At 58.6% G+C, this 10,766-nt stretch carries 8 protein-coding genes and 1 pseudogene; all 9 read left to right on the top strand.

Annotated features, from left to right (window positions below; genetic code table 11):
- The first annotated feature begins 1 nt into the window (after position 1).
- Entirely contained in the window at positions 2-481 is a 480-nt protein-coding gene (locus tag FJ222_09950) for a carbohydrate ABC transporter permease (GenBank protein MBM4164743.1), read from the top strand.
- Positions 478-1,851 (top strand): sugar ABC transporter substrate-binding protein, encoded by a 1,374-nt coding sequence (locus tag FJ222_09945; GenBank protein ID MBM4164742.1) that lies wholly within the window; start codon positions 478-480, stop codon positions 1,849-1,851. Before FJ222_09950 ends, FJ222_09945 begins: the two co-directional genes overlap by 4 nt.
- A 65-nt stretch (positions 1,852-1,916) precedes the next feature.
- Positions 1,917-3,050, top strand: a complete 1,134-nt coding sequence (ugpC, locus tag FJ222_09940) for a sn-glycerol-3-phosphate ABC transporter ATP-binding protein UgpC (GenBank protein ID MBM4164741.1) — start codon at positions 1,917-1,919, stop codon at positions 3,048-3,050.
- Positions 3,051-3,098: 48 nt separating this feature from the next.
- Positions 3,099-4,068: pseudogene (locus tag FJ222_09935) on the top strand (glycosidase).
- Positions 4,069-4,081: 13 nt separating this feature from the next.
- The gene (locus tag FJ222_09930; protein ID MBM4164740.1) at positions 4,082-5,530 is read left to right on the top strand and encodes a hypothetical protein; all 1,449 of its coding nucleotides are present in this window, start codon (positions 4,082-4,084) and stop codon (positions 5,528-5,530) included.
- A gap of 16 nt (positions 5,531-5,546) precedes the next feature.
- Positions 5,547-6,986 (top strand): right-handed parallel beta-helix repeat-containing protein, encoded by a 1,440-nt coding sequence (locus FJ222_09925; protein MBM4164739.1) that lies wholly within the window; start codon positions 5,547-5,549, stop codon positions 6,984-6,986.
- Between the two features lie 12 nt (positions 6,987-6,998).
- Positions 6,999-8,471, top strand: coding sequence for a sulfatase (locus tag FJ222_09920; protein MBM4164738.1), 1,473 nt, complete (start codon positions 6,999-7,001; stop codon positions 8,469-8,471).
- A complete protein-coding gene (locus FJ222_09915; GenBank protein MBM4164737.1) occupies positions 8,468-9,925 on the top strand; it encodes a hypothetical protein in 1,458 nt (485 codons plus the stop codon). The genes FJ222_09920 and FJ222_09915 overlap by 4 nt, the downstream gene beginning before the upstream one ends.
- Positions 9,907-10,766, top strand: an 860-nt coding sequence (locus FJ222_09910) for a DUF5060 domain-containing protein (GenBank protein MBM4164736.1), incomplete at its 3' end; no start/stop codon positions are given. The genes FJ222_09915 and FJ222_09910, both read left to right, overlap by 19 nt.

Below are 10,766 nucleotides of genomic sequence, written 5' to 3'. Positions count from 1 at the left end.
GATCCCCGGCGTGGTGACGATGATCCCGAATTTTCAGGTCATGGTCTGGCTGGGGTTCGTCAACACGTATCACGGTCTGATTATTCCGGCGGCCTTCAGCACCTTCGGAACGTTTCTGTTGCGTCAGTTCATGCTCTCGATTCCGCCGTCTTTAGACGAGGCCGCTCAGATCGACGGCGCGTCGCATTGGCACATCTTTTGGGATATCATTTTGCCCCTGGCGCGGCCGGGGCTGATCGCTTTGGCCATCCTGACCTTCATCGGGTCGTACCAGTCTTTCTTATGGCCTCTGGTGATGCTGAACAGCCAGGACCTGTTCCCCATCTCGATCGGGCTGCTGACGCTGGATTCGTCGTATGGGACGCAGACCGAGATGATCATGGCTGCCGCGACGATGGCGGTTGCCCCGCTGATCATCGTTTTCGTGACCTTCCAGAAGTTCCTGGTCAAGGGGCTGCAAATGGGCGGGGTGAAGGGATGAGAAAGGTATTCGGAGCCGGCTTCTTGCTCTTTCTGCTGTTGTATGCGGGTGCCCAATTGACGCGCGACAGGGTGGTCAAGCCGGGTATCACCACGATCCGCTGGTGCACCGACCTGAATCCCGCCCGGTCGGTCCAAACCGCACTCTTCCAGACGCTCAATCCCGATGTCGAGGTCGTCCTGGATCCCGGCGCGAGACAAAAGTTGATCGTTCAGTGCGCGACGGGAACGGGGCCGGACGTGATCGACATCTTCAATGCGGACGATATGGCGGCGTATGTCGATTCCGGCATTTTGCTGGACCTGACGGATGTGGCCAAGGCCAAAGGCTTTGGGATTGAAAACACCTATCCAGCCGTGCACGGAGGCCTGGTGGTCGCCGGTCGCCAGTATCGTTACCCCTGCAATGTCTCGGCCAACGCGGTGATCTACAACCGGGCTATTTTCGACGATCACGGGGTGCCGTACCCGGATGCGAACTGGACGTACGACCAGTTCATCGAGGCCGGGCGACTGATTCTGACTACGCCGTCCAAGAGCGGGGCGAAGCATATCCCGGTGGCGAACTTTATCAGTAACTGGTTTTACCTCGATCTGCTGGTTGGCTACGGCGGCTCCCTGTACAGGAACCAGGGGCTCCTGTCCGCCTTGGATTCGCCGGAGGCCATTGATGCCATGCAATTCTACCGGGATCTGATGTACAGGCACCGCGTCATCACGACACCCACGGAAGCGGCGGGAATGACGAGTCAGGGCGGGTGGGGCAGCGGGGGGTTGAATTGGTTCAGTTCGGAGCGCGCCGCCATGATCTTCATCGGGCGGTGGTATCTCTGCCAGGTGCCGAACTACCCGGCGCTGAAGGGGAAACTGGGTGCCGCGCGCCTCCCGCGCGTGGGTGACCGCCCCTCGTCCGGGCGGTGCAATTCGCGCGCGGCGGGTATTAACGTGAATAGCCCGCACCGCGAGGAATCCATCCGTTTTCTGCAGTATCTGGCGAGCCCGGAGTACGGCCGCGTGATCGTCCAGGACGGTGATTCCATGCCGCCAAATCCCGCGCTGGCGCAGTCGGGACTGGACCTGACCAACGCGGTCGTTTCCGATCCGGCTTTCCATCAGGTCTTCGTGGACGCCCTGCGGGATTCGCGCTCGCTCGACTCAAGCCCGTTCATTGATCCCAGTCAGGTCATACGCTGGCTGAACGAACGGATCGGCCTGGTGGAGAATGATCGGGTGATGCCCGAAGAGGCGATGCGCGCGCTGGCCAAGGAAGTGAACGAGACGATTCGGCTGAATCTGGAGCGTCGCCCGGACCTCCAGCGCAAATACCAAGAGGTGACGGGAAAGGCCTACCGGTCGGACTGGTGGCAATAGAGCGGGCACCTCGCCTTGAACCCGAATGCGGGATGCCGGGCTGATAAGCGGAAAGGACGTTGGAAATGGCGCAAGTCACACTCAAGCATGTCGACAAGATTTATCCGGGCGGCGTCAAGGCCGTGGCGGATTTCAATCTGGAAATCCGTAACGGCGAATTCGTCGTGCTGGTCGGCCCCTCTGGATGCGGTAAATCAACCTTGCTCCGCATGGTGGCGGGGTTGGAGGAAATCACAGAGGGGACGATTCAGATCGGCGAGCGCGTGGTTAACGACGTTCCGCCGAAGGATCGCGACATCGCCATGGTTTTCCAGAACTACGCGCTCTATCCGCACATGACCGTGCGCGAGAACATGGCCTTCGGACTGAAACTGCGCAAGTTTCCCAAACAGGAGATCGAATCGCGCGTCGGGGAAGCGGCGGCAATCTTGGGACTCGGCGAGTTGCTTGATCGCCGTCCCAAGGCGCTTTCGGGCGGACAGCGCCAGCGCGTGGCGGTCGGCCGGGCCATTGTGCGTAAACCCGAAGTCTTTCTTTTCGACGAACCGCTGTCGAATCTCGACGCCAAAATGCGCGCCCAGATGCGTGTGGAGATCAGCCGCCTTCACCAGCAGATCGGCGCAACCATGATCTACGTGACGCATGACCAAATCGAGGCCATGACGATGGGTGAACGCATCGTGGTCATGAAGGATGGCGTCGCACAACAGATTGACAATCCGATGCGAATGTACGATTTCCCTGCCAACCGGTTTGTTGCCAGTTTTATCGGCACCCCGCAAATGAATTTCTTCGACGCGCGGATTCGTTCCGTGGGCGGGAGCCTGGTCGTTGAGGGGCCCGGGGATTCCCGGCTGCCCGTGCTGGAAACCCAGCGTTCAGCGCTGGCCGCCTATCGCGACAAACCGGTGATTCTGGGCCTGCGTCCCGAGGATATCGGCTCGACCGCTGCAGAGCAACTGGCGGGTGCGCCGCGAATGCGGGCCAAGGTTGAGATCATCGAGCCGATGGGAGCGGAATCTTACGTTCATTTCGATCTTGGCGGAACACCTTTCATCAGCCGCGTGGATGCCCATGTTAAATTCCAGATCGGGCAGGTCGCCGAGCTTGCTGTCTTTATCGGCAAAGCTCACTTTTTTGACCCCCAAACAGAATGTCGAATCGAAACCGCCTCCAGTGATGGATGCGCTTTGAAATGAGTCAGCGAGTGGAGTCAGTGTAACCGAGTAAGAGTGAGAGAGGGACGTATGTCTGCGAGCGCTTGTGTGATCCGAAGTCCGATGAATCCGGTCTTGTCCGCTGAGCGGATACCGTATCCCGCGACGCTCATTTTCAATGCGGGGGTTACCCAGTTCCAGGGAAAATATGTCATGGTTTTCCGGAATGATTATGGCGGCCATCCGGGGAGTGCCCAGTTCGAAGGGACGAACATCGGCGTGGCGTTTTCCGATGACGGCGTGAAATGGGCGCCCCAACCGAAACCGTGGATTACCTGGAAGACCGATGAAATTCACCGCGCCTACGATCCGAGGATCACCGTGATCGACAATCGGTGCTACCTGTGTTTCGCCGTGGACACGAAGCATGGGATCCGGGGGGGGGATTGCGGTTACGGACGACTTTGATCGCTGGGAGGTGTTGAGCCTTTCGGCGCCTGACAATCGAAACATGGTTCTATTTCCCGGAAAGGTGGGCGGTAAATTCCTCCGGCTGGAGCGTCCGTTCCCGATTTATGGTCGCGGGGGGCCCGAGCAATTCGACCTGTGGTTTTCCGACTCGCCCGACTGCGCCTACTGGGGAAACACGCAATTGGTCCTCGGCTCCGAGCAGGTCCCGTGGGCCAACTCCAAGATCGGACCCGGCGCGCCGCCGGTCAAGACGCGCGCAGGCTGGCTCACGGCTTTCCATGCGGTGAGCATTGACAAGAGCCGGGAACTTCCCGCCTGGCACGCCGCTTGGCACAAGACCTACACCATCGGCCTGATGCTCCTCGATCTCGAATGCCCATGGAAGGTGGTGGGAATGCTGCGCGAACCCTTACTGGCGCCGGAAACCGACTATGAGCGAAACGGGTTTCGCGGGAATGTTCTCTTCCCCGGCGGCATGATTCTGGAGCCGAGCGGAGAAGTGAAGATTTACTACGGCGCCGCTGATACAGTAGAATGTCTCGCAACCGCGCATGTGGATGACTTGATCGCCCTATGCCTGAAACCCTAAAGGAGAAAAGACCATGCATCACTACCAAACACGAACCGCCGGCTTGTTGGCTTGCTTGGCGCTGACCATCCTGTTGTCACTCGCGGACGCCGTTCACGCCGAGGACTATCGTATCTCTACCCAGGATCAGTTCCTGGCTGCCTCCGAAAGAACCTATGGTCCGGGAGACCGCGTCTTGCTGGAACGGGGCAAACGGTTTCTTGGACAACTGCGGATCAAGGGGAAGGGACTGCCCGATAAACCGGTGATCGTAGACGCCTTCGGTGAAGGGCCGTTGCCGATTCTGGATGGCAATGGGCTCAGCGACTACCAAGGGGTGTTGCAGATAGACGATTCCGGGCAAATCGAAGTCGGCAACCTGGAAATCACCAACGCCTTTGGCACCAAAACCAAGAGTTACGGCATTCTGGTTCAGGACAACAGCGGCGAGAAGCACAGCCGCATCTACATCCGTGACTGCTACGTACACCACATCACCAGCGACGACAGCAATTGTACGGCCGGGTCTGGCGACAAGAACCTGGGTGGCATCCATCTCACTACCGGAAACGGAACGTTGTGGGACGACATCCTGGTCGAAAACAACCGGATCGAGTATGCCGGACGCAGCGGAATCACAACGGGCGGGTGGTCAAAACCCAACGTGCCACCACCGGGGAAGAAGCCCGGGAAAGGGGGGCACAACCTGGAAGACCCCTCGGATTGCATTACCAACCTGCGTATTCGGAAGAACCGGATCTCCTATGCCTCCGGAGACGGCATCATCATGCGCATGGCCTACAAGGGGCTTGTCGAATACAACGTGGTGCATCACTGCGGCTACCCCGGAAACGGCAAACCCACGGATGTTTCGGCATCCATCTGGGGTGCCAACAAGAACATTGATTGCGTGTTCCAATACAATGAGGCTTACGCGCATTTTCCGAATGGTGATGCGGGCGGATTCGACGTGGATATGTGGTCCAAAGGCACTATCATGCAGTACAACTACAGTCATGACAATGCCGGCGGATTCATCTTGAGCTTTGGCCCGAATCGGGAGTGTGTCATCCGCCATAATGTGAGCGTCAACGAGAAGCCCTTTGGCAGCTTTAGTAGTACATCAGGACTCGCCTTCGAAAACAACACCTTCTACCTCGGCGATGGCATGAAAGGAACGTATCGCGTTTGGGGGGCGGCGATGCGAAGCAACCTGCTCGTGGCCACTCAAGGCAGTTTCTCTACGAACAAGTCGAGCGTGACGAGCGTGGGCGACTACTACTATACCCCCAAGGGCAACAACCCGTCCGGGACCGGAACGGAGGCGAAGGACCCGGGCTTCGTCAATCCGTGCGGCGCAACATCGCCCATCGGCCTGGCCAACCTCGGCGGATTCAAGCTCAAGGCGGATTCTCCCTGCCCCAACGTCGGGGCTGACATTGATCACATCCTGCAGCACGCCGATCCAGACAAGCCACGATGAACGAAGGCGAAGGGAAATGATTATGGACCATTGGGTAACACGATCCGCCGGCTTATCGGCGTCTCTGGCGCTGGGCATCCTCTTGTCGCTCGCCGACGCCGTTCACGCTGAGGACTACCGCATCTCCACCCAGGAACAATTCCTTCAGGCTTCCAGCAGAGTCTACGGCCCGGGAGACCGCGTGTTGCTGGAGCGCGGGAAACGGTTTCTGGGCCAACTCCGGATCAAGGGAAAGGGACTACCGGGCCGACCGGTGATCGTGGACGCCTTCGGCGAAGGGGCGATGCCGATTCTGGATGGCAATGGGCTCAGCGACTACCAAGGGGTGCTGCAGATTGACGATACCGGGCAGATCGAAGTCGGTAATCTGGAAATCACCAACGCCTTTGGTACGAAAACAAAAAGCCACGGCATTCTGGTTCAGGACAACAGCGGCGAGAAACACAGCCACATCTACATCCGGAATTGCTACGTGCACCACATTACCAGCGACGACAGTAATTGCTCCGCCGAGTCTGGCGACAAGAACCTGGGCGGCATCCGCCTGGCCGCCAAAAACGGCACGCTGTGGGACGACGTCCTGGTCGAAAACAACCGGATCGAGTATGCCGGCCGTAGCGGCATCACCACGTCCAGTTGGAACAAACCGCCGCCGCCCGGCAGCAAGGACAAATACAACCTGGATGACACCTCGGATTGTATCACCAACCTTCGCATCCGGAAGAACCGGATCGCCTACGCCTCCGGAGACGGCATCAAGATGTGCGGAACCTATAAGGGGCTTTGTGAATACAACGTGGCGCATCACTGTGGCTATCGGGATAATGCCAAGCCCACGGAGGTTTCGGCGGGGATCTGGGGCGGATTTAAAAACATTGATTGCGTGTTCCAGTACAACGAAGCCTACGCGCATTTTCCGAACGGCGATGCAGCGGGCTTCGACGTGGACGGCTGGTCGAAGAGAACCATCATCCAGTACAACTACAGCCACGACAACAGCGGCGGTTTCATTCTGAGTTGGCATAAGCACCCGGATTGTATCGTGCGCCATAATGTAAGCGTCAACGAAAAGCCGTTTGGCAGCAAAAATAACAATCAAGGCATCGCTTTTGAAAACAACACCTTCTATCTAGGTGACGGCCTGAAAGGAACCTACGCGGTTTGGGGGGAGACGATGCGAAGCAATCTGCTCGTGGCCACTCAAGGCAGTTTCTCTACAAACAAGGCCAAAGTCGTGAGCGTGGGCGACTACTACTATACCCCCAAGGGAAAGAACCCGTCCGGAACCGGCGCGGAGGCGAAGGATCCGGGCTTCGTCAATCCCTGCGGCGCAACATCGCCCATCGGACTGGCGAACCTTGGCGGGTTCAAGCTCAAGGCGGATTCTCCCTGCCCCAACGTCGGGGCTGATATTGATCACATTCTGCAGTACGCCGATCCGGATAAGCAGCGATAGTCTGGAGATGCTATGAAAGCCATCCTGCTGATGTTCGATTCGCTGAATCGTCACATGCTGCCGCCCTACGGTTGCGACTGGGTCCATGCGCCCAACTTCAAGCGGCTCGCGGAAAGAACCGCCACGTTCGACACCTCGTTTGTCGGCAGCATGCCCTGCATGCCTGCGCGGCGCGAGCTGCATACCGGCCGCTACAACTTCCTGCACCGGAGCTGGGGCCCCATCGAGCCGTTCGACGATTCCATGCCGGAAATCCTCAAGCAAAACGGCATCTGGAGCCACCTCGCCAGCGACCACTATCATTACTGGGAGGAAGGCGGATGCAACTACCATACCCGCTACAAGACCTGGGACATCTCGCGGGGTCAGGAAGGCGATCCATGGAAAGCCGACCTGAACCAGACCATCTTCAATCACAATCCGCACAAAGGGGGCGAATGGTGTTTTCAAGACTCCATCAACCGTCATTACATGGCAGAAGAGGAGCAGTTCCCGTTGGCCAAGACCGTCGCCATGGGTGTCGAGTTCATGCGCAGAAACGCCCGGCACGACCCGTGGTTCCTCCAGATCGAAACGTTTGATCCGCACGAGCCCTATTTTGTCCCTGAGCGCTTCAAGAAGCTCTACGACTATGACTTCACCCAATTCCAGAACGACTGGCCCGACTATTCGCCTGCCCGGGATGAACGCCTGTCCAAACATTACCAGATGGTCAATGCCGCGCTCATCTCCATGTGCGACCATTACCTCGGTCGTGTGCTGGACGAAATGGACCGCCTCAATCTCTGGAAAGACACGCTGCTCATCGTCAATACCGACCACGGCTTCCTGCTTGGCGAACATGACTGGTGGGGCAAATGCCGGATGCCATTCTACAATGAAATCGCCAACACCCCGCTCTTCATCTGGGATCCCCGCTCGAAGATCCGGGGCGAGCGTCGCAAGAGCCTGATTCAGACGATCGATCTGCCGGCGACGATCCTCGACTATTTCGGTCTGCCTCTGCCGAAAGACATGCAGGGAAAACCCCTTCGCGAGACCATCGTCAGCGACACGCCGGTGCGCGAGGCCGGACTCTTTGGGCTTCACGGCGCGCACGTGAACTGCACCGACGGCCGTTATGTCTATATGCGCGGCCCGGCCAACCCCGACAATTCCCCGCTCTACAACTACACGCTCATGCCCACACACATGCGCAGACCCTTCTTCATTGATGAACTCCGTGGTATGGAAGGATTGCAGTTGCCGTTCTCGTTCACCAAGGGTTGCCAGACCATGAAGATTAAAAGCGGCAAAGCCTGGGTGGAAGAGGGAGAGTTGAGAACCCTGCTGTTTGACACCCATACCGATCCGAGCCAGAAGATGCCCCTGCATGATCCGGCAATCGAGGAAACGATGACCCGACAGCTCGTCCAGTGCATGAAAGAAAACGACGCGCCGCCGGAGCAGTTCGTCCGCCTCGGATTGGAACCTGCGCCACGATGAGGAAAGACATGCCACAATCACAGCCCAACATTCTGTTCATCACCGCAGACCAGCATCGCTGGGACACCCTCGGCTGCGCGGGGCACCCGTGCGTCAGAACCCCTCATCTGGATCGACTGGCTTACGAGGGCGTGCGTTTCGAAAATGCGTACTCGGATTGCCCTGTCTGCATCCCTGCGCGAACGACGATGATCACAGGCGTGAAGTCGTCAACCTATGGTTGTCCAGAGTACGCAGACAAGTTCCGGATCCAGCGCGCCCCGGACGCCTTCCTCGGCAGTCTCATGACGCAAGCGGGGTATCAGACCGCATTGGTTGGCAAGCGTCACTGGCACACCGACACCTCGTTCAAGGCCGGCTTCGAAACCGTCATTCCCATCGAACGCTGTAAACGAGAGCAGCAACTGCACGTCCGGCGTGATGGCTATGTCTTCGGCGTCGGCGCCAACGAGCTGCATCCGACGCTCTCGCCGATCCCACCCGAGTTATACGGCACCGACTGGATTGTTGACCACTGTATCGAGTATGTGCGCGAACGCCAAAAGAACCGCCCGTTCTTCCTCTGGAGTTCGTTCGTGGATCCGCATCCGCCGTTCGCCATCCACGAACCCTTCTACAGCATGTACGACCACAGTCCTATCCCTGCGCCGGCCATCGGGACATGGGAGGACGCTGAGACGTGTCCTGTCGCGCAGTTCAACCATCGGACAGCCTACAACAGCAAACCCATGGGGTGGGATGAACTGCGCAAGGCTCGCGGCGTGTACTACGGCATGATCACCAACATTGACCACCAGCTCGGACGGCTGTTCGGCTATCTGCAATTGCACGGCCTCTGGGACGACCTGTGGGTGATCTACACCACCGACCATGGTGAACACCTGGGCGATCACTACGACATCGCCAAATCCAGTTTCTACAACTCGGCCGCGCGACTCCCCTTCCTCATCCGCCCGCCCCGCGCCTTGCAGCGCGCCCATACGGGAGCGGCATCCGCTGCGCTGATCGAACTGGCCGACCTGCTGCCCACGTTTTGTCGCCTGGCCGGCATCGCGGCGCCGGAGGACGTCGAGGGCAGGGATCTGGTGCCGTTGGTCATGGGCGAGCAACGCGCGGTCAGGGATCGGCTCTGCGGCGCCATTGATGCCCAACACATGGTCCATGATGGCCGACACAAATACCTCTACTTCGTCAAGGACGGTCGCGAACAGTTATTCGATCACGCAGCGGATTCCAATGATCTGAACGACATCGCCCCTGCCCTGCCGGAGAAGGTCCGGGAAATGCGGCAGCACCTGATCGAACGGCTGCACGCCATCAACAGCCCGGATCTGGAGAACGGAACACTCCGCAACACAGGCGAGGCCGTCAAGGATACGCAAGCCGTGCGCCGCAGGAACAGTCTGGGCTGGACCAGCGCAGGACGATCACTGGAATGGGGCGGAGGCGTGTAACAACGCAGGGAGGACCGGTCGGTTTTATGCAGTCACGTTCTCGAAGTCACGCGCATTCCCGCCTGTCTGGCAGACCGGCTGGGCCCTGCCGAATCAACGCCATCCAAGCCGTCTCGGCATCCGTCGGGCTTTACGAAAAGCTGGAACTGCGGATTGATCTCGACGCCGATTTTTGCAACCCGTTTGATCCAGAAGAGATTGACCTGCAGGCGACGTTCACGGCTCCCTCGGGAAAAAAATGGAAAATATGGGGCTTCTACAACCCGTCGAGTTGGGCTGCCCTGTGGATGGTTCGTTTCACGCCGACAGAGACGGGCACGTGGCACTACGTCGTGACGGTTAACACCCCGACCGACAGAGCGAAGAGCGCTCGGGCGGAGTGTGTGGTGACGGCTTCTGCGCACCCGGGTTTTGTCGGCATCGCACCGAATCGGCGTTACCTGATGCATAGCGATCACACCCCCTTCTATGGCGTCGGCTTGTGGTACAACGACAACTGTGAATTGTATAATCAGGGCGCCATAACGGAAGCCGACCTCGACAACCTGAAGAAACGGGGGGCAAACTTCATCAGTTTCTTTCCCACCACGCTCGAGACAATGGGCAGCGGCCTGGGCCGCTACGACGAAAACCGTTGCGGACGGATGGATCAACTCTTCGACTGGTGCGAGCGGCGCGACATGAAGATCAGTTGGAACCTGCTGTTCCATTCCCACGTCTCGAGGGCCGTCTGGGTCAACCCCCGTTATCGCCATAACCCGTACCGTCTCATCAGCAGCGCGGGTGATTTCTTCGGTAGCGCCGAAGTCTGGGAATACCAGCAAAAGCTCTTTCGCTACAT

It is taken from the genome of Lentisphaerota bacterium (genome assembly GCA_016873675.1).
GTDB lineage: Bacteria > Verrucomicrobiota > Kiritimatiellia > RFP12 > JAAYNR01 > VGWG01.
The sequence above is the reverse complement of the archived record's forward strand: the minus strand, read 5'-3'. Positions and strand labels throughout refer to the sequence as shown.